The following is a 20,118-nucleotide window of genomic DNA, read 5'->3' as shown; positions in this document are numbered from 1 at the left end:
CCAATAAATTTAACTGATAACTGAATAATGGACTCATCTAATCATCAACCGTACAAAAGCAAACTATTTAACTTTGTCAACCGTCAATCTTTACGATGGCGCGATCGCTTAATTCGTAGCGTGCAATATCTTAGAGTGGGGGTAGAATGGAGTTTACAAATCCTAATTTACCCTGTTTATTCAATGGTACAAGCAGGACGAGTAACCCGCCAACAGTTAAAACGTGGTTTTACTCAAAAAGTATTACCAACAAATAAAAATAATACGGTTTCTTCTACTCTTAAAGTTGATCGACCTTTAAGCCGAGTTTTCCAAGAAACAGAACAGTGTTTAACTCAAAGTAAAAGCAAACAGGGAAACAAAAAAAAGACGAAAAATAAAACACAAACCTCTCCTATTATGATTCAAGGAGTGGCTAGTGAGATTAAGAGTCATGACCTTGTTTTAGTGGCTGAAAACAATACAATTGTTGATATTCTCTCTGAGACACAACAAAATCATTTAAAGAAATATATTCGCTTAGAAACGGCCAATTATTGGTATGATTTTAAACAAAATCAAAAGGACAATCTAGGATTAATTCACACATTTTCCCCAGAAGAATATCATGTCTTACCACCGATTCGTTGGTTTTGGCAAGTGATGGGTTGGATGCAAACAGGAACATTAGCGATGACTCTAGATTTCTTTGGAGAATCTTCTTTAGTTCCTGTTATTCAACAAAATACCATTACTAATTTATCAAAAAAAGTACAAGTTTCTCAACAAGAAAATAGTATAAAATTTTCACAATCATCTTATTCTGTCCATCAAAAATTACACCAATGGAGAGAATATATTAAACAAAAAAGTAATGAGTCTTTAAATATTGATAATGAAGATCCCTTCCGTATAGAATTTCTTATTTATGCTGCTATTGACTACTTTTTAAATCGGGTAATTCCTCACCAACAGTTAACTTCAATTTCAAAGCAGAATAATTTGCAATCATCATTTGACAATATAGATAATCCTTTATTATCTTGGAATGATTCATATAAGGAACTGTCTTCTGTCAATGTTCCTGCTTCTGTTCCGTCTTCTTCTGCTTTTTTATCTCAAGGTGATTCTTCCCGTTATCAAGCAAAAAAGTCTTTCAAAAAAAGAAAAAAAAGCAATCGCAAATTTTTGATTGAATCTTCCGCTAATTTACAAAAAAGAGATAACTTTCAACAATCAAATAATTCTGATTTTCTTCAGTCTAACTATGAAATAGAAAAACAATCATCAAATTGGGTAGACACAGAAGCAAAAAGTAGTGGCTATGTTAAACATCCTTTAGTTAGGATTTTAGAATGGCTGGATTCAGCTATTCACTGGCTAGAAAAATTAGTCAATCAGTTAACTAGGTTCTTGCAAAAAAGACGCTAGTCCAATAGTCAAAAACCAATAATTATTAAATCAGTTTAACAACCTCTTTTTTTAAGAAGAAAGACAATAAAAATATTCTTTTTGCACAGTTTTTTGCTTCTTTTCCTTAACAAGAGAAGTAACTATTTACTCATCAGCTAGGGAGCCGAAAAAAATTAGCTATTGAGTCTAAAACCAATTAGAGAGAAGAATAACAGAAAAAACAGCATTCAACTTTGCTAAATGCTTTTCTAATTGAGAACCACTGAAATCATTATCTATATCTCTATCTTTTTTTGTCGAGATATAGTTTTCTGTTAAGTTTGATTCTGGTGATTGATTCTGTTGTAGCAACATTTCTAATGCAGTTTCTACGTCAATTTGTTTTTCAACAGATAGCTGTACAGCTTCGTTCAAAAATCCTAAATGGTATTCGTGCATATCCATAGTTTATGCCTCATTATCTGTAAAATTTTGTTAATATTTTGTAACGTTTCGGTTAGTTTCTTGTTGCTTCAAATTATAACAAAATCAAAATAAGATGGCTTGTCATTATTCCCAATATCTTGTATTCTAAAATCTTAGAAAAATATTAAATTTATATCTCTTAACTAAAGCTTAACTTTTTGCGTTCTTTAAACTTTTGTATCTAGCTTCTTAGCCTATTTCTCAGAAAGGTTTTGAGATTACTGAGATTGATGTAAGGAAAACAAAAGTTTTTTATAGATATGATAAATTTGTCATTTGGGGGATGGCAAACCAGGGATAAATTGCTTAGGATTTTCAACAAGTCTGATGGAAACAAGGATAAAAATTCTTCCCTTGATAAATGTAACGACTAGATGAGGAAACAATAGTGAATACAAAGATCATGCGACAACTTTGGTCAATTATTGATGAAAGTCCTGGAAAGACCTTAGTAGGGTTAAATGACTCAGATTTGATCAATCAGATATTAAAGAAACTTAGTGCTAAACAAAAGCTATCTTCAGAAGACTGTGGTGCGATTAACGCTTATCTTAGTTCAAGGATTTTGCTAATTCGGGAGATCGCAGAGTGTAGCGTCAGCCATTAAGGTCAGTCTTGTATGTTAAGTTTAGTAAATAAAAGCATTTTTTAACATACAAACTTAATGGTACAGTCATCTACCCAAAATCCTATCATCCCAGAGGATGAAAAAACTTGGCATTGGCAAGGCTATCCTATCACTTATAGTCATTGTGGGGACACAGGACCTGCTGTGGTCTTAGTTCATGGGTTTGGCGCATCTTGGAGACATTGGCGGAAAAATCTTCCCGTATTAGGCAAAACTTGTCGGTGTTATGCTCTAGACTTAATTGGATTCGGTGGTTCAGCCAAACCTATACCAAAACAAGAAATTGACTATACATTTGAAACGTGGGGCCAACAGTTAGCAGATTTTTGTCGAGAAGTAGTAGGAAGTCCGGCGGTTTTGGTGGGTAACTCTATCGGTTGTATTGTGGTGATGCAAACGGCGGTAGATTACCCTGAATGGGTTCTAGGAGTGGCTGCTCTCAATTGTTCTTTAAGGTTACTTCACGAACGCAAACAAGGGAATTTACCCTGGTATCGTCGTGTCGGTGCCAATGCCATGCAACGCATTTTAACCAATAAAGCGATTGGTTCTTTCTTTTTTGCCCAAATTGCTAAACCTCGAACCGTAAAAAATATTCTTTTACAAGCCTATCATCGACCAGAAGCGGTGACAGAAGAATTAATTGAACTATTACTTAAGCCGGCTCAAGATAAGGGCGCAGTGGATGTATTTTTGGCGTTTACAGCTTATTCTCAAGGCCCTTTACCTGAAGACCTATTACCCCGTTTAACCTGTCCCACCATCCTTTTATGGGGGACTAAAGACCCTTGGGAGAAAATTGAAATAGGGCAAGAATGGGCTAATTATCCTACAGTCAATCAATTTATTCCTCTTGAAGGCATCGGCCATTGTCCTCAAGATGAAGCTCCAGAATTAGTGAATCCCATTTTAGAAGAATTTGTATTAAGGAATAATTAATTAAAAAAATTCAGTTTGTTGGTTTTCAACACAATTTTTGTAGCATTATCCCTATCTGTCTCTGAGAGTCTATTGAGAAAAGATCAGCGATGGGTACAAAATCCCCTTGGAACTCAGGCAATGATTGTGTTAAATTTTCTAATGAGGTACTCTGCTTACTGTAATCTCAACCTCAGTTGAGATGCTTGAAATAAGCAACGGCATAGTAAACTATCCATACCATTCAATTATCCATCGTTCATTCGATAGCGGATTATAGCTTCAATGTTCTCTAAACAAGTCACAGATTCCCCAGTTTATAAGTGGTTTAATGATCGTCTAGAAGTTCAAGCCATTTCTGACGATATCACCAGTAAATACGTTCCCCCTCACGTTAATATCTTCTACTGTCTTGGTGGTATTACCCTAGTATGCTTTCTGGTTCAGTTTGCTACTGGATTTGCCATGACCTTCTACTACAAACCTACAGTAACTGAAGCTTTCACTTCTGTTCAGTACATCATGAACGAAGTTAACTTCGGTTGGTTGATCCGTTCTATCCATCGTTGGTCAGCCAGTATGATGGTATTAATGATGATCCTCCATGTCTTCCGTGTTTATTTAACTGGTGGCTTCAAAAAGCCTCGTGAGTTAACCTGGATGACAGGGGTTATCTTAGCGGTTATTACCGTTTCTTTCGGCGTAACAGGATACTCTCTACCTTGGGACCAAGTTGGTTACTGGGCGGTTAAAATTGTATCCGGTGTTCCTGCTGCGATTCCAGTGGTTGGAGATCAAATGGTCGAACTTCTCAGAGGTGGCCAAAGCGTTGGACAAGCAACTTTGACCCGTTTCTACAGTCTCCATACCTTTGTGTTCCCCTGGTTAATTGCCGTATTCATGTTAGCCCACTTCTTAATGATTCGTAAGCAAGGGATTTCTGGTCCTTTGTAAAGCGTATCTGAAGTAACAAACGGTGATCAGTGAACAGTTAATTATGAGGAAATATTGCATAATTAATCACTGATCATCCGTATTCGGATAAAAATCCTGCTGATCCTCTATTTCGATAAGGAGAAATCTATAAAATGGCCATTGAAAAAAAGCCAGACCTAAGCGATCCTAAGTTGCGTGCTAAGTTAGCCCAAGGTATGGGTCACAACTATTACGGTGAACCCGCTTGGCCTAACGATTTACTTTATGTGTTCCCTGTGGTTATCCTGGGAACCATTGGCTTATTAGTCGGTTTAGCGGTACTCGATCCCGCTTTAATTGGGGAACCGGCTGATCCGTTTGCAACTCCCCTTGAAATTTTACCTGAATGGTATTTATATCCTGTTTTCCAAATTTTACGGGTTCTTCCCAACAAATTACTAGGAATTGCTTGTCAAGGTGCTATTCCTTTGGGTTTACTGTTGGTTCCTTTCATTGAAAGTGTCAACAAGTTTCAAAACCCCTTCCGTCGTCCCATTGCGACTGCTGTGTTCCTCTTCGGAACTGTTGTTACCATCTGGTTAGGCGCGGGTGCGACTTTCCCCATTGATGAGTCTCTAACTTTAGGCTTATTCTAAAAACAACCTGAAAAGGCAATCTTTTACCTGTGATTGATTCTTATTCCGTTGAGGAAAGAGCGATCGCAGGTATTTTGTATGAGTTTATCGCTTAATTTCTTTGGGAAAATCAGGAACTAATACAGATTGATCTTTTGACTTGTGAAAAACTTCTTCCTATTTCATGGCTTTTTATCCAATAATTTAATTAAGTGATTTATTTCTCTACAAGAGTAGATATCATTGCTGATAATAATGGTTCGGGTGATACTTTAAAGGGTAAACGATGAATATCGGATTTGGGATGGCAAGTGACCACTGCAGCGTGACGTAATTCTTCTAAACTAACTTTAGATAAACCTAAATCTTCTAAACTTTTAGGTAAGCCAATTTCTTCATAAAATTTTAAGAGTTGTTGCCGAGAACTAGCTGCTAACTGGTTACCTTGTATCATCTCTTCTAGCCGTAATTGCACTAAGATACCATAAGCTACTTTTTCCCCGTGTAAGGCATCATGGGCAGCTGCAATGTGAGTTAAGCCATTATGAACAGCATGGGCAGCCACAGTACGACAATTTGCCCCTCCTAAACCGCCAATAACACCAGCTAATAAGACAGTGGCGTTGACTACTTCTCGCCAGTCTTCTCCGCCTATGTTATCCAAAGCTTTCACAGATTTTTGTAAGAGAATGTCCCGTAAGACTCTAGCTTGTTGAACTGCAGCAATGGTGAGGGTTGCGGTAGATTTACCACTACTGACAGACGCTTCGTACCATTTTGCGATCGCATCCCCAATACCTGCTACTAAAGTACGTTTCGGGGCTGTCTTAATAAGCTTATAATCTAAGATTAATAAATCAGGACAACGGGATAATGGCACATCATATTGAAACGCACCTTGGTTAGAATAGATATTAGAAAGGGCTGTCCAGGCTGCACAGGTTGCTCCAGAGGTGGGAATGGTAACGATCGGTAATTCTTGCTGATAGGCGAGTAATTTGGCTGTATCTAGGGCTTTTCCTCCACCAACCCCGATAATTAAGTCAGCTTGATGATCTTTGCTTGCTTGGTTGAGATTTTCTAAGGAGGTTTCCGAACAGTCGGGAGTATAACTCTCAAACACTCCTGTTAGCTCAAATTGTTTAAAAATAGGGTTTAAATAGGATGAAATCAGTCCAAGAGTACGATTTCCCCCTACCACGAGGGGACGCTTACCCAAACGAGCGATCACTTGTCCTGATTCTGATAAACTACCCTCTCCTTGAACCACTTGAGTTGGAGAGATTGATAAGGAATTAATCGAGGTAATAACCGAGGTATTTTTTGTCGTTTTTGCTGGCATTTTAGGGCTAAAAAGAGAGCATCAATATTATTCTTTTATTTTAGTATAACAAATTCTTCCAACTGTGATAATTTTAGGTTTTTTCAAGAGTTATTAACAATTAATTCACCAATTTTCCTCGTTTTATTTGCTCTCTTTCAATGGCTTCAAATAATGCTTTAAAATTACCTTCTCCAAACCCTTGCGCTTGCTCTCGTCTTTCAATAATTTCAAAAAAGAAGGTGGGTTGCTCAAAAATTGGCTCAGTAAATATTTGCAATAGTAGAGGATTATTTTGATTACTTTGTTGATCTTTTTTAGTTGTTTCTTTATCTAATAAAATATTTTGTTTGACAATTTTTTGCCATTCTTTATCAGAGAATTTTAGATTGTAATTATTTTCTATTAATTTTTCATAATAAGTGGTAGGAACTTTTAAAAAATTTAAGCCATTTTTACGTAATTTTTCAGTAACTTCAGCAATTTTATTTGTTCTCAAAGCAATATGTTGAATGCCTGAGCCATTATTAATATCTAAGAATTCTTGAATTTGAGAACTTTTAGAAATAGGTTCATTAATCGGTAATTGTATATTACCAATAGGATGAAACATAACTTGAGAATATAATCCTGATTTTGGTGTTTCTATTTTAAAGAACTGTTTTTTTTGAAATCCTAATATTTTGTTATACCAATTTATTACTGAGTTCAATTCCCCTTGAGGAACATTCAAAACTAGATGATCTAAGGCTAAAAAGTGATTATTATTTTCTTGATTATCAGATTTTTCCTTAATCCAATCTTCAGGTAAGATGGAGGTTTCTCCTCGGCGTTCAAATAAACTATGAATTAATCCTGTTTTACTAATGATTCGACTCCATTTTAGATAACCACGAGTATGTTTTTTTTCTTTGATCGGCTCTTTTATTACAGTGCTAATATTCTTTATATTTTTAACAAAAATCTGTAAATCCCTAACTCTAAAAGCAATATCGGCAACACCAGGAGGATGAACTTTTAGAAATTTAGCTACAGGACTTTGAGCAGATAAAGGAGAAGAAATGACAAAAATAATAGGATTTTTCTTGCTTCCAGTTTTGACAATTTCAGTATGAGTATGTTCATTCTTTCCTCCCGCAACAGCGTAAAACCCCATGACATTAATAAACCACTGTTGCCAGTAACTTGCATCTTTTACATACCAATGAACATGGTCGATACAGATTTGCATAAGTTTTTTATTGTCTCCTGTAGTCAACATTTTAGTTATCTAGAAAGTTGATAGCTATATCTATTTTATAAGTTAATTCTGATGATAATGATAATAGATTTTATCTGAGTTTATCAACTCAGCGATCAAAAAGGTCAATTATAAACGTTAACTCTTATCTAGGCTCATACAATTAATTGTTTTAAACAAGTATCTATCTTATGTTCTTATTAACTGGTAAAAAGGTTATCGGCCTTTAGACATATAAATCTTCAATAAAATATTTTAACAGCCTAAACAAGAGAACGAAGATAATTAATTAATCCCTGAAAAGTACGAGATTGACAATAAATTAAGGTTCCTTTAGTACGTTTATTTTTAGTTTTCATTCCTGACACAGTAATCTTAACTGCTGCTTCTTCTTTGCGATATTTTAATGGTGTTTTAGGATGATAAGCCAATAAATGTTCCTGAGTCATCACCAAGTCTTGATAAACTGTTTTTTTAATAATTCCGCCATAAGCTGCAATAAATACCCGTCCTTTGCCTTTCAATTGAGTTTGAAATAATCCGTCTCCAACCCACCAACTCCCAAATCCAGCCCAGCGATTTTCAATTTTAACTCCTTTAGTATAGGCTAAAAACACGCCTGGTCGTAAACAAATCGAGCCTTGGGATAAATCAATGCGTTCAATGTCTCCCGTGGTTGTCTGACTTAAGACCACTGTGATAGGTTCAGCCGTTTCATTAATTAAAGAATCAACAAAAATATCAGTTCCCCCAAAACATTTCCTCAGTAAAGCGGATTGCCAAGCTCCACAAAATCCAGTTTTGACGGTTATTTCTCCATCCATACTGACGAGAGAACCCGTTTTGACGGTTATTTTTTCTCCTGGGTTAAGAGTAACAAATAAGGCAGCAAAAGCAGGACGACAACGAACTTTAAATAACACAGGTTATGATTAAATAAATCAAAAAATCACTAAAAAAGGGACAAGAAAATCAATTCTTTACAAGAACCTCTCTTCAGTCCCCATCTTACTCGATTTTCAATCAAAGTATCCGTTAGTTATTCAAAAAAATAGGACGGATAGATTCAACCCACTGGTTAATTCTGCCTTCGGTTTGATCGCTTTGGTTGACTTCATCAATGGGAAGTCCCACAAATTTATCGTTTAATAGGGCTGAAGAATATTGAAAAGTATAGCCATCATTGGGAAATTCCCCCACTAAGGTAGCTCCCAATTTTTGGAAGTGATTATACATTTTACCTAATGCGCTGACAAATTCAGTTCCGTGATCTACTTGATCTCCTGCACCAAATAAAGCGATGGTTTTGCCAGTAAAATCAGGTTTATCCAATTCCATTTCAAAGAGGGGATCACGCCAATCATTCTGCACATCTCCGGCTCCCCAAGTGGAACAGCCTAATAATAAATAATCATAATCGAGGAGTTGATCGTACTCGTCAAAATCCTCTTCCATACTATAAATATCGCATTGATCTTCTCCTAATTTTTGCCGTAGGGTCATGGCAATTTCTTCGGTGATTCCCGATGTACTTCCGTAAAAAATGCCAATTTTAGCCATAATCAAGACTCCTTATAGGTTGTGTATACTTAAAACAAACAGATGGAATCGAGATTCAAGTTATTAAAAACAAGAAAATTGAATAAGTGTCGAAGTTATTTCCTCTCTATATATTGAATATAATTACTTGATTAGAGAAAATCTGTATCGATTGTACTTGAACAGTTTTTCATTTTAAGAGATAATCGTTTTGCTATTGCTAATAATCTAAACATTAATTTTTGATAATCAATATTTTACAATTATTCATAAAGATAAATCATAAAATATTCTAAATAAATAGAAATTAAATCTAAATTTTTTACGTAAACATAACTAATTGTTAATTTTTGATATCGATTATCACTTTTTGCATTGATGATATGAAGTTTTTAACATTTTTAAACATAACAGGTGCTTGTACGCCCATAGAAGGTTTTATGATATTACCTCTAGCTGGTGCTAAACTAATCATAAAATTCAAAATCACATATTTTTTATTATCGTTAATAATACTTTTTCCGAGAGCCTGAACTTGAAAAATATTACTTTGAAAAATTTGAAAAGGATTGTTTAAATCGTTTTGTGACAATTTAAGATAGTTTTCCAAATTGTTGATAAATTTCTCTATTTTTTCTATAGTGATTGGCTTTGGAAGAGAACTTATAGTTAATTCAACATCATTAAAAGAGGTAAAATTTAAAACAATAAATAATCCTATATTATTAATATCTTGCATCAATTTTTTAAAGTAAAAAGTGACTTTATATCCTTCAGCTTCAAGAGAACATTTATGATTAACTTCTCTAAAGTCAGACGGTGAGGGCATTTTCAACTGTTTTCTTTCTTGGCCAATCAAATCCATTTCTTTAATAGCTTGATTAACTAACGCCAAATATTGCTTTGCTTCTTCTTTATTTAGTCCTATTTTTTTCTTAAAATCTTGTATTTTTATTCCATAGCAAACTTCATTAAACAAGTTATTTAATACAGAAATTTCTGACAATGACAAGTTAACTAAAATAAACTTGTCACATTCATGATCTAACTCTTGAGTAAAAGAATTTAAAAAACTTCCAGCTTGTCTGAAACTTAAACCGACTCGTATTTCAAATTCAAATTCGTCTAAAGCATTATAAACTTCATTAATAATATGTTTCAATATTGTTAATTCTTGAAGTGATAATTCAATGTTAATTTTTGGATAGGTTATATTAACAATTTTCATAGAAATTAAGTTTCATTAGTCATTTAAACATTAATATTTAATAATTAAGTCTCAAAATTATTCATAATAATACACACTAATTCACTTAATAGGGGTCAACGGTTGTTGACCCCTACTCGTTATTATCGCATTTCAATTGTTGGTTTATCCGCGAGGAAAACGTCGATCCTGCAAAAAAGGTGGAATATCTAATCCAGTGGGCTTAGGGGGTGGTGCTTCTTCTTTTTTCGGGGGATTAGGAGTCGAAACATTACGGGTAGGAGTTGAGGTTGTCTGATTATTCGGGGTGTTTTCAGCTTCAGCACTAAACCCAGTCGCAATCACTGTAACGATGACTTCTCCTTGAACTCGTTCATCAATCACTGCACCAAAAATAATATTGGCATCAGGATCAACCACTTCATAAATCGTTTCGGCTGCAGTATTCACCTCATGTAAACTCAGATCACTACCACCCGTAATATTAAACACCACTCCTTTTGCCCCTTGAATTGAATGTTCTAATAAGGGCGAAGAAATAGCCAACGAAGCAGCATCATTGGCGCGAGATTTACCAGAACCCACACCAATCCCCATCAACGCCGAACCAGCATCAGCCATAACAGCGCGAACATCAGCAAAGTCTACATTCACTAAACCAGGAATGGTAATAATGTCGGAAATGCCCTGAACCCCTTGTCGTAAAACATTATCAGCAGCAAGAAAAGCTTCTTTTAAAGGAGTTTCTGGAGAAATAACCTGTAATAATTGGTTATTGGGAATAACGATTAGGGTATCGACGTTATTTTGTAGATCACTAATCCCTTGACCGGCTTGTACCATACGCCGTCGCCCTTCAAAGGTAAAGGGACGAGTCACCACACCAACAGTTAAACAGCCCTTTTCTTTAGCAATCTCAGCCACAATAGCAGCAGCACCAGTTCCTGTGCCTCCACCCATACCAGCAGTGATAAAGACTAAATCCGTATCTTCAAGGGCTTCAGCGATTTCATCGCGGGACTCTACAGCAGCCTCTTTGCCAATATTGGGATTACCACCAGCCCCCAAACCCTTAGTTAACTTTCTGCCGATTTGTAAACGATGAGGGGCAGAGGATTGGGTTAGGGCTTGAGCGTCAGTGTTCATTGTCCAAAACTCAACCCCCATTAAGGCACTTTCGATCATGCGATCAACCGCATTACATCCGCCACCACCAACCCCTATGACTTTGATTCTCGCAATGTTATTTGGCACAATTACATTTCTCCTACTGTCTTCTCCAGGATTTTCTGGAGGTTCGTTCATTTGGGAAAAAGGGGCAGTGCTATTTTGTCGCTGATAACTATCGACAGCACTGGATGTTTCCGTAGATTCGGTGTTATTGAGGCTGGAATGATTAAGAGTTAGCTTATCACTAAGAATCATTTTAATTGGCGGGGGTTAATTATTTGAGTTCAAGAATTTAGGATAATCTAAATTGACCTAATCTACAGTACCATTTATTAATACCTCGATTAGGGGTCGATCTATAAAATGATTTACTATATCAAAGCTTACTATGAATAGTAAAATATTACATTGTTACATTTTCTTTAACAAAGTTTCTATCTGAGTTTACCAAAGCACCGCCCCAAAAACAAAAATTCTGACCTTAATTTATAAGTTTAAGTAAAAGTTAAGGTCAGATAACTTATTTTTGATGTAAGTAATGGGGTTTAGGGGGTCAAAAGGGGGAGTCAACCCTAGAATTATCTATTGAGCTAGGTTATTGCTTCCATAAGCATCTATTTCAAAGGCAGGAACGCGATCGCTATCTACCTCTTTCCCAGTTACTGATTTGGCTACTTTCTCAAAGGACTCAGAGTTCCAGTTTCTTTCGTGAATGGTTTTGGTTTGCTCACCGCGAAAGTAAGCTTGTGTACCGATTACAGCAGCAGCGACCCAACCGACAATTAATAAGGAAATAACAAGAGTTAACATAAATTTTTTCTCCTTTACAAACTTATTTTTAACTTATGTAAATAAATGTAACAAAATATTGCAAAAGTTATCAACCTATTCTATGTACGGTTTTCACGACATCAGAATCAGTGATTACTGGTCAGTGATCACGGTTCACTGACTTAACCCATTGACCTAGAATGCCCTGAGCCGATCATAATAAAGGTAGATTCTTAGGAAAGGGTTGTATGGTTTCACCGCTTGATTTCCAATTGGTTAACGCAGCCCGACAAGGAGACTGTCAAACCGTAGAAACCTTATTAGCACAAGGAGCGCACGTAAATGGTACCGATTTACAAAATACCAGTGCCTTGATGTATGCGTCCCAACGGGGACATCGAGAGGTTGTACAGTGCTTATTATTGGCAGGGGCAAACGTTAATCAACAACGACCCTTCTCTGGCTTAACCGCCTTAATGTTTGCTGTGGCTGCTAATCGGGTTGAAATTGTCCAAGATTTAATCATAGCTCAAGCACAAATTAACCAAACCAATGATGATGGCAACACAGCCTTGATGATTGCTGCCTATAAAGGACATAAAGAGATTGTCACCCATCTCATTGCTGCTGGAGTTAATGTTTATCACCGAAATAAACAGGGTGATACGGCTTTAAAATTGGCCATCAAAGGAGATCATCCCGAAGTCATTGACTTACTTCCCAATACAAAAAGCGAACTAACCCATCGACAAGCTTTGGTGTTTGCCATTCGTTGTGGTAGTTTAAGAGTCTTTCGAGCTTTATTAACCTCTGAGACGGACATCAACATCCCCGATAATGAAGGAGAAACTTTATTATCCTTAGCTGCTTCTGAGGGTCAAACAGCCATCATTCAAGCCTTACTAGCTGCGGGAGAAGCTGTTAATCAAAGAGATGAGGAGGGAGAGACTCCTTTGCATTATGCCACCGTAGAAGGGCATTTAGAGGCTGTACGGGCATTATTGGCAGGAGGGGCTAATGTTCATTTAGCCAATCAATTCGGAGATACCCCGCTCATTTTAGCTGTAGTGCAGGGGCATAGCGAAATTGTGCAAGAATTACTACAATACGGTGCTGATCCTAATCGAAAAAATTACGGCGAAACCCCCTTAACGTTAGCGATCGCTAACGGTAATCTAGCCATTATTCACACTTTATTGAATGGTGGAGCCGATCCCAATACCAGGCTTCCTAATGGACGCACCGGACTAATGAAGGCAGCCGATGAAGGTAATCTTACTCTAGTACATTTATTACTTCAAACCGGGGCTGATGTGGACTTAAAAGATCAAACCGGTGCAACGGCTTTAATGTGGGGATCTCATCGTGGTTATGTGGATGTGGTTAAGGTCTTATTAGAAGCAGAAAATGTTAATTTAGATGAAAAAAATAATAGCGGTTATACAGCTTTGTCCTTAGCCCAATATAATAATTATCCTGATGTCATTGAATTGTTAAAAAAGGCAGGAGCTAGTTGATGAAGTCAGAAGTTAGAAGTCAGAAGTTTTTTGCTTTTTTTAGTGCTATCCCACAAACGTTAAAATGATTCAATATCCCAGGAATTGAAAATGCGAACCTATCAATTAATTGCCCCTGCTAAAATTAATTTATATCTAGAAATTATCGGCGATCGCCCCGATGGTTATCACGAGTTAGTGATGATTTTACAAAGTATTATTTTGAGCGATCGCATTGAAATTCGTTCTAATGGAACTCAAGCTATTAATTTACATTGTAATCATCCTTTAGTTCCTCTCGATCAGACCAATATTGCTTATCACGCTGCTCAATTAATGGTGGATCAATTTCCCGAACGGTTTGCTAATTATGGCGGTGTTGATATTACCATTGATAAGCAAATTCCTGTGGCTGCCGGATTAGCTGGTGGCTCAACGGATGGGGCTGCAGTTTTATTAGGCTTAAATTTATTATGGGAATTAGGGTTAACCATACCCCAGTTACAACAGTTAGGAGAAAAATTAGGCTCAGATGTTCCTTTTTGTGTGCGAGGAGGAACTGCGATCGCTACTGGAAGAGGGGAAAAATTAGATCCGATTCAAGATTTAGACAATTTATGGGTTGTTCTTGCTAAATATAATAATCTTGCTGTTTCAACCCCTTGGGCTTATCAAACTTATAAGCAACAATTTGGCCATACTTATATTAATGATATAGCAGGAATTCAGTCTCGAACGTCTCAACTTCATTCTGGATCGTTTGTACAAGCTATTAGTGATAAAGATGGAAAAAAAATAGGAGAATTATTACAAAATGATTTAGAAAAAGTTGTCTTACCTGAATATCCCCAAGTTGCTCAATTAAAAGAGGTTTTAAAACAAGCAGGCGGTTTAGGTACCATGATGTCAGGATCGGGTCCTACTGTATTTACTTTATGTCAGTCTCAAACGGAAGCAGAAACTATCAAAAAAACAGCTAGACAAAAGATTGAAGATCCTAGTTTAGAATTTTGGGTTACTCAGTTATCTAGCAGTGGCATTTCAATTATTAGTGAACAGTGAACAGTTATCAGTTATGAAACACAAACTTCTAACTGAAGTTATTAGGATTGTAATTGTTCATTAATCCATTTTCTAAAAGCTTTCATTGTTTTATTTCGTCCCACTGTTTTTACTTGGTTTAAATATTTCGGAATAACTTTTTTAAGGGGAAAATTAGGGAAATGGGGACTATATTCAACTTCTCTATAATTACCATTTTCTAAAACATTAATTTGTAATTCTTCGTTTTCAAATCGCCATAATTCAGGAACTCCCAATAAACTATAAATCTCTCGATGAGTACGAGAAGTAACATCAATTTCTAAAGCAAGATCAGGAGGGGGATCAATCGTTAAATCTAACCGATCTTTTCCTCTTATTTTGGCTTCATTTTCAATATAAAAACAATTATCAGGTTCAATTCCTTGCTGCATCAATTTATTTTTAAATGTCGTTGAACCTAATGGATAAAATTCAATGTCTAACGCTTCTAAAAGTATTTTAATTAAATCACTAATAGTTTCTTTATTGCTTTCATGTTCTGGTAACGGATTCATAATTTCTAAAGTATTATAATGATAAGCAATTTTGCTTGCTCGATGTTCTCCTAATTCTTCTAAAATTTGTTCAAATTCATCCCAAGTCACGTCTTTTAATAAGATTCTTTCTCCTGGGGAGATTTCTAAGCGTTTTAACTCTAGTAACATTGTTTTATCTTTACTTAAAATTAAATTAATTAATAATTGACTATTAACAATTCCCTATTTTTAATTGGATTTCCTTATCCAAAACTCAGGTTATATTAGACATTCAAACAATATAGGTGAATTTATGTCCTAACTCAAATTTAAGCATAAACTTAAGATTAACATCGTAATTGATACAATTTCTAGAAATCAACCACGATACAATAGGAGTAAGATGGCGAAGATAAATATGCTTATTGCTTATTGTGCCGTCACTCGCTCAAAGCAAGATTACTGAACACAAGGGAAACGTTACCTTATGCCCCAATCTAATCTACATATCGTCAACTCCCATGTAGATAATCATCAGGTTGCTGAACATCACTACACTACCCAGACTCATCAACTGTATAAACCTGAATTATCTTTAGAAGAAGTTAACCCAACCCTAGAGAATGCCAATGCTCAACAGGTTGTAGAATGGGCTAGGGACACCTTTGGAGAAGGATTAGTTATGAGTACCAGTTTCGGTATTCAAGCAGCAGTCATGTTACATTTAGTGACTCAAGTGGTGCCAGATATTCCTGTTATTTGGGTGGATACCGGCTATCTTCCTGCTGAAACCTATCGCTTTGCTGATGAATTAAGCGAACGCCTCAAACTGAATTTAAAGGTTTATCAATCTCCTCTTACCCCTGCTAGAATGGAAGCCCTCTATGGTAAGCTCTGGAATCAACACGATTTAGAGTCCCTCAACCGTTATGATCTTATTCGTAAAGTAGAACCAATGCAACGGGCATTAAAAGAACTTCAAGCAACAGCATGGTTAGCCGGGTTACGTCGTCAGCAAACCGAACACAGAAAGTCTCTTGAACGGGTTGAGTTACAAGGAGAACAATACAAAGTTTATCCTATTTTAACTTGGAATTCTCGCGATATTTATCATTATTTAACGGCACACGATTTACCTTATCATCCCTATTTTGATAAAGGTTATGTTAGTGTAGGAGACTGGCATTCTAGTCGTCCTGTTACTGCTGATGATGACAGCGAACGGGATAGTCGTTTTCATGGCGTTAAACAAGAGTGTGGTTTACATTTACCTCTGTCTCCCGAAGCAGCCGAAAGTTTAGATTCAAGTACCCTTTAATATTTTTTGTATAGTTATTGCTGTTTACTTATGTCCGACTACTGAGTAGAAAAATATTTACCTATTTTAGAAGAAGTAATCAAAAATAGAGAAAATTTAATTTATTCTAACCGATTTCTCCTTAAGTAGTTTAAGGAAAACAGTAGGATAAGCAAATTAGAAATTGATCTGAAAATATCAAGATATTTGAAATACTTGCTCACCCTAAAGTCTTAAAATTTATCTAGCAAACCCATATTTAAGATAAACAAGCAACTAAATCTTGATCAGGAGTTGTAATGGGTTGTAAGTTGTAAGTTTCTGAGAGAAATTTTAGGACATTGGGAGTAATAAATGCAGGTAATGTTGGTCCTAAACGAATGTCTTTAATACCTAAATAAAGTAAAGTCAAAAGAACTGCCACTGCTTTTTGTTCGTACCAAGATAAAATCATTGATAATGGTAAATCATTAACACCTACTTGAAACGCTTCGGCTAATCCCAACGCAATTTTTATAGCAGAATAAGCATCATTACATTGTCCAACATCCATTAAACGAGGTAGATTTCCGATCTCTCCTAACTGTTTATCAAAGAAGCGGAACTTACCACAAGCAAGGGTTAAAACAATACAATCTTGAGGAACTTTTTCGATAAATTCTGTATAATAAGTCCGTCCAGGTTTTGCCCCATCACACCCTCCAACTAAGAAGAAATGACGAATTTTACCTTGTTTGACTGCTTCAATAACTTGTTCAGACACACTTAAAACCGTATTATGGGCAAATCCAACCATGACATGACGGGGTTCTTCATCTTTAGTAAACCCTGGCATTTCTAATGAAGTTTGAATAGCTAAACTATAGTCAGGAATACCTTGATCATCTGAAGATAAATAATTAATGCCTGAATAACCTACTGGTCCAATAGTAAACAACTTGTCTTCGTAGGTTTCATGGGGAGGCATTAAACAATTTGTCGTAACAATAATTGCCCCAGGAAAATGAGCAAACTCTTTAGTTTGGTTTTGCCAAGCTGTACCATAATGACCGTAAAAATGAGAGTATTTTTGTTTTAAAATGGGATAACCGTGAGCCGGTAATAGTTCCCCGTGAGTGTAAACATTTAGCCCTTTATTAAGGGTTTGTTCCAGTAAAGCTGCTAATTGTTTAATATCATGCCCCGATACTAAAATAGCTTTACCTTGTTTGGGGTTTAAAGGTACTTGGGTGGGGGTAGGATGTCCATAAGTAGTGGTGTGACCTTTATCTAATAATTCCATCGCTCGTAGATTGATTTCCCCCACTTTTAGGGCTATATTAATCCAGTCTTCTAAACTCAAATCATTGCGATCAAGGGATGCTAACGCTTCTTGAATAAAAGCATAAACGTTTTCGTCTTCTTGTCCTAATTCTTGGGCATGAAAGTTATAAGAAGCTGCTCCTTTAATGCCATACAAAACCGTCAATTTCAAGGAAAAAATATCGACATTATTGGTTGATTTGCTAATAAAGGTTAAGTCTTTTTCTCTTCCTTGTTCTGCTAAACTTTCTGAAAAATCGGGTTGATAGTTAGAAATATTAGACCAGTTTATGGGTTCATGACTTATCTTTTCAATGCTATGTTTTAACCCTTCTCGAATGTCAATACATTGATGAATATAGAGATTAAACCGTTTGCACTCAAAGTTAACATTGGTCATAGTCGCAAATAACGTTTCTCCTGTAAAAACGTCCGCTTCATGACAAGAAATGCCTAATTCTCTGGCTTTAATAGTAACAGGAGCTAAGCCCCTTAAACAGTACACTAATAAGTCTTGTACAGCATTAACTTCAGGACTTTTTCCACAAGCTCCCCATTGATGACATCCGTTACCACTAGCGGTTTGTTCGCATTGTTCACAAAACATAATTTAAGACTCCTTTGGATAGTAAGTAAGGCTATCAATATTGAAACCAATATTGGTTTTTGAAGCGAACCAGATCCCTACACAAAAGGCAAAACTTCTTTATGTAAATTTAAGATTTTAATAATCTCCTAACCTTAATGTGTAATGAGATATTTAAACTTATTACTTCACCTTTACGTCTATTGTATCATTCAAAAAATTCTTTTATTTCCCTTTAAAGTTTCCTTTGTACATATAGTATTAATTAAGGGAAATTTATAAAAAATTTATAAAATTTCAAAAAATAATTTTAGGAAAATTTCATTATTTAAACTTTATAAAGTGACAATTTTAAAACTGTCTATTGTTGGTTGAAATTGCAGAATTAAACTTCTATCTTTATTACTAATCGATTGAGTTCGATTGTGGTGTGAAAGAGTGATTGTGTGGTGTGAGAGCCGTATCAGGAAAGCACTTGGTGTCGAAACTAGGCAAGATTCCCAAGTGCTTTTCTTATCATTTTTAGTGATTACTCTTATTAATTCTTGGTGGCATAAAGAATTAGGTTAATACTTTAGATTGTCCGTGCCAACGTAATAAATGATCGCACAATACTAAAGAAACCATCGCTTCTACCATAGGAACAGCCCTGGATAAAACACAGGGATCATGTCTTCCTTTAGCTGCTAATGTTGTTTCTTCACTATCAGAAGTAACGGTTTTTTGTTCTTTACCAATGGTAGCAGTAGGTTTAAAAGCAACACGAATAATTATATTTTCTCCGTTACTAATTCCTCCTTGAATACCTCCAGAACGATTAGTTTTGGTGCGAATATTTCCGTTATCATCAATATAAAATTCATCATTATGTTCACTTCCTGTTAATAGGGTTCCGGCAAACCCTGAGCCAATTTCAAAACCTTTACTCGCAGGAAGCGACATGACAGCTTTAGCTAAATCTGCTTCTAGTTTATCAAACACTGGTTCTCCTAACCCTTTTGGAACATAACGGGCAACACATTCAACTACACCACCAATAGAGTCTTTATCTCGTCGGGTTTGATCAATGAGATCGATCATTTTTTCCGCCATTTCTTGATCGGGACAACGCACAATATTACTTTCAACTTCTTTTAAAGTAACGGTGTCTGGATTAATATTTCCTTCTAAATCTTTGATCTGTTTCACATAGCCAACAATTTCAACATTAGCAACTTCTTTTAAGATTTTTTTTGCAATTGCACCAGCAGCAACTCTTCCGATAGTTTCCCTAGCAGAAGATCGACCACCCCCTTTCCAGTTTCTGATCCCATATTTTGCTTCATAAGTTGCGTCTGCATGGGAGGGACGAAACTTAACAGCCATCTCGTTATAATCTTGCGATCGCGCGTCTTTGTTACGAACTAAAATAGCAATAGGAGTTCCTAATGTTTTCCCTTCAAACACGCCTGAAATAATCTCGCAAATATCCGTTTCTTTTCTGGGTGTAGTAATCTTACTTTGTCCGGGACGACGGCGATCTAAGTCTACTTGAATATCCGTTTCTGATAATTCTAAACGAGGGGGACAACCATCAATAATCACCCCAACTCCTCCCCCGTGAGATTCTCCAAAGGTTGTGATACGAAATAGATGGCCAAAGGTGTTACCCATATTTTTAGATCAGCATTAGTTTTT

The 20,118-nt window shown here is 36.0% G+C and carries 19 protein-coding genes; 8 read left to right on the top strand and 11 right to left on the bottom strand.

Annotated features, from left to right (window positions below):
• Positions 1-27: 27 nt before the first annotated feature.
• Positions 28-1,410, top strand: a complete 1,383-nt coding sequence (locus CY0110_RS06765) for a hypothetical protein (RefSeq protein WP_008274619.1) — start codon at positions 28-30, stop codon at positions 1,408-1,410.
• Positions 1,411-1,578: 168 nt separating this feature from the next.
• On the opposite strand, the gene CY0110_RS06760 is transcribed toward CY0110_RS06765, so the two are convergent.
• Positions 1,579-1,836, bottom strand: a complete 258-nt coding sequence (locus CY0110_RS06760; RefSeq protein ID WP_008274618.1) for a hypothetical protein — start codon at positions 1,834-1,836, stop codon at positions 1,579-1,581.
• Positions 1,837-2,245: 409 nt separating this feature from the next.
• On the opposite strand from CY0110_RS06760, the gene CY0110_RS06755 reads away from it, so the two are divergent.
• The 4 genes from CY0110_RS06755 (at position 2,246) to petD (ending at position 4,974) form a co-directional block, all read left to right on the top strand.
• Positions 2,246-2,464 (top strand): hypothetical protein, encoded by a 219-nt coding sequence (locus CY0110_RS06755; RefSeq protein WP_035798711.1) that lies wholly within the window; start codon positions 2,246-2,248, stop codon positions 2,462-2,464.
• A 57-nt stretch (positions 2,465-2,521) separates the two neighbouring features.
• Complete coding sequence (locus tag CY0110_RS06750) at positions 2,522-3,424, top strand: alpha/beta fold hydrolase (protein ID WP_008274616.1); 903 nt, start codon at positions 2,522-2,524, stop codon at positions 3,422-3,424.
• Positions 3,425-3,688: 264 nt separating this feature from the next.
• Entirely contained in the window at positions 3,689-4,357 is a 669-nt protein-coding gene (gene petB / locus CY0110_RS06745; protein ID WP_008274615.1) for a cytochrome b6, read from the top strand.
• Positions 4,358-4,491: 134 nt separating this feature from the next.
• Positions 4,492-4,974 carry a cytochrome b6-f complex subunit IV gene (gene petD, locus CY0110_RS06740; protein ID WP_008274614.1) on the top strand — a complete coding sequence of 161 codons (483 nt, stop codon included), beginning with the start codon at positions 4,492-4,494 and terminating at the stop codon, positions 4,972-4,974.
• Between the two features lie 196 nt (positions 4,975-5,170).
• Here petD and CY0110_RS06735 read toward each other — a convergent pair whose 3' ends face one another.
• From CY0110_RS06735 to CY0110_RS06705, 7 genes are all read right to left on the bottom strand, one after another.
• Complete coding sequence (locus CY0110_RS06735; RefSeq protein ID WP_008274613.1) at positions 5,171-6,295, bottom strand: iron-containing alcohol dehydrogenase family protein; 1,125 nt, start codon at positions 6,293-6,295, stop codon at positions 5,171-5,173.
• 100 nt (positions 6,296-6,395) lie between these two features.
• The gene (gene hppD, locus CY0110_RS06730) at positions 6,396-7,535 is read right to left on the bottom strand and encodes a 4-hydroxyphenylpyruvate dioxygenase (RefSeq protein WP_008274612.1); all 1,140 of its coding nucleotides are present in this window, start codon (positions 7,533-7,535) and stop codon (positions 6,396-6,398) included.
• Positions 7,536-7,777: 242 nt separating this feature from the next.
• The gene (locus CY0110_RS06725) at positions 7,778-8,437 is read right to left on the bottom strand and encodes a TIGR00266 family protein (protein ID WP_008274611.1); all 660 of its coding nucleotides are present in this window, start codon (positions 8,435-8,437) and stop codon (positions 7,778-7,780) included.
• A 112-nt stretch (positions 8,438-8,549) separates the two neighbouring features.
• Positions 8,550-9,074 carry a flavodoxin gene (locus tag CY0110_RS06720; RefSeq protein WP_008274610.1) on the bottom strand — a complete coding sequence of 175 codons (525 nt, stop codon included), beginning with the start codon at positions 9,072-9,074 and terminating at the stop codon, positions 8,550-8,552.
• 322 nt (positions 9,075-9,396) lie between these two features.
• Positions 9,397-10,281: a hypothetical protein gene (locus tag CY0110_RS06715; RefSeq protein WP_008274608.1), complete on the bottom strand. Its 885-nt coding sequence runs from the start codon at positions 10,279-10,281 to the stop codon at positions 9,397-9,399.
• 144 nt (positions 10,282-10,425) lie between these two features.
• Positions 10,426-11,685, bottom strand: a complete 1,260-nt coding sequence (ftsZ, locus tag CY0110_RS06710; RefSeq protein ID WP_008274607.1) for a cell division protein FtsZ — start codon at positions 11,683-11,685, stop codon at positions 10,426-10,428.
• A gap of 327 nt (positions 11,686-12,012) precedes the next feature.
• Complete coding sequence (locus CY0110_RS06705) at positions 12,013-12,240, bottom strand: photosystem II protein, Psb35-related (RefSeq protein WP_008274604.1); 228 nt, start codon at positions 12,238-12,240, stop codon at positions 12,013-12,015.
• 209 nt (positions 12,241-12,449) lie between these two features.
• On the opposite strand from CY0110_RS06705, the gene CY0110_RS06700 reads away from it, so the two are divergent.
• Both CY0110_RS06700 and ispE read left to right on the top strand, forming a co-directional pair.
• The gene (locus tag CY0110_RS06700) at positions 12,450-13,718 is read left to right on the top strand and encodes an ankyrin repeat domain-containing protein (RefSeq protein ID WP_008274602.1); all 1,269 of its coding nucleotides are present in this window, start codon (positions 12,450-12,452) and stop codon (positions 13,716-13,718) included.
• 90 nt (positions 13,719-13,808) lie between these two features.
• Positions 13,809-14,759 (top strand): 4-(cytidine 5'-diphospho)-2-C-methyl-D-erythritol kinase, encoded by a 951-nt coding sequence (gene ispE / locus CY0110_RS06695; RefSeq protein WP_008274600.1) that lies wholly within the window; start codon positions 13,809-13,811, stop codon positions 14,757-14,759.
• A 41-nt stretch (positions 14,760-14,800) separates the two neighbouring features.
• Here ispE and CY0110_RS06690 read toward each other — a convergent pair whose 3' ends face one another.
• Positions 14,801-15,445 (bottom strand): Uma2 family endonuclease, encoded by a 645-nt coding sequence (locus tag CY0110_RS06690; protein WP_008274598.1) that lies wholly within the window; start codon positions 15,443-15,445, stop codon positions 14,801-14,803.
• A gap of 298 nt (positions 15,446-15,743) precedes the next feature.
• Between CY0110_RS06690 and cysH the strand changes: the two genes are divergently transcribed.
• Entirely contained in the window at positions 15,744-16,574 is an 831-nt protein-coding gene (gene cysH, locus CY0110_RS06685) for a phosphoadenosine phosphosulfate reductase (RefSeq protein ID WP_008274595.1), read from the top strand.
• 238 nt (positions 16,575-16,812) lie between these two features.
• On the opposite strand, the gene hcp is transcribed toward cysH, so the two are convergent.
• Together hcp and aroC are read right to left on the bottom strand one after the other, a co-directional pair.
• Positions 16,813-18,462, bottom strand: coding sequence for a hydroxylamine reductase (gene hcp, locus CY0110_RS06680; protein WP_008274594.1), 1,650 nt, complete (start codon positions 18,460-18,462; stop codon positions 16,813-16,815).
• Between the two features lie 540 nt (positions 18,463-19,002).
• Entirely contained in the window at positions 19,003-20,094 is a 1,092-nt protein-coding gene (gene aroC, locus CY0110_RS06675; RefSeq protein ID WP_008274593.1) for a chorismate synthase, read from the bottom strand.
• Between the last annotated feature and the right edge of the window lie 24 nt (positions 20,095-20,118).

It is taken from the genome of Crocosphaera chwakensis CCY0110, assembly GCF_000169335.1.
Lineage (GTDB): Bacteria > Cyanobacteriota > Cyanobacteriia > Cyanobacteriales > Microcystaceae > Crocosphaera > Crocosphaera chwakensis.
Note: the sequence above shows the minus strand (reverse complement) of the source record. Positions and strands in the feature narration are given on the sequence as shown.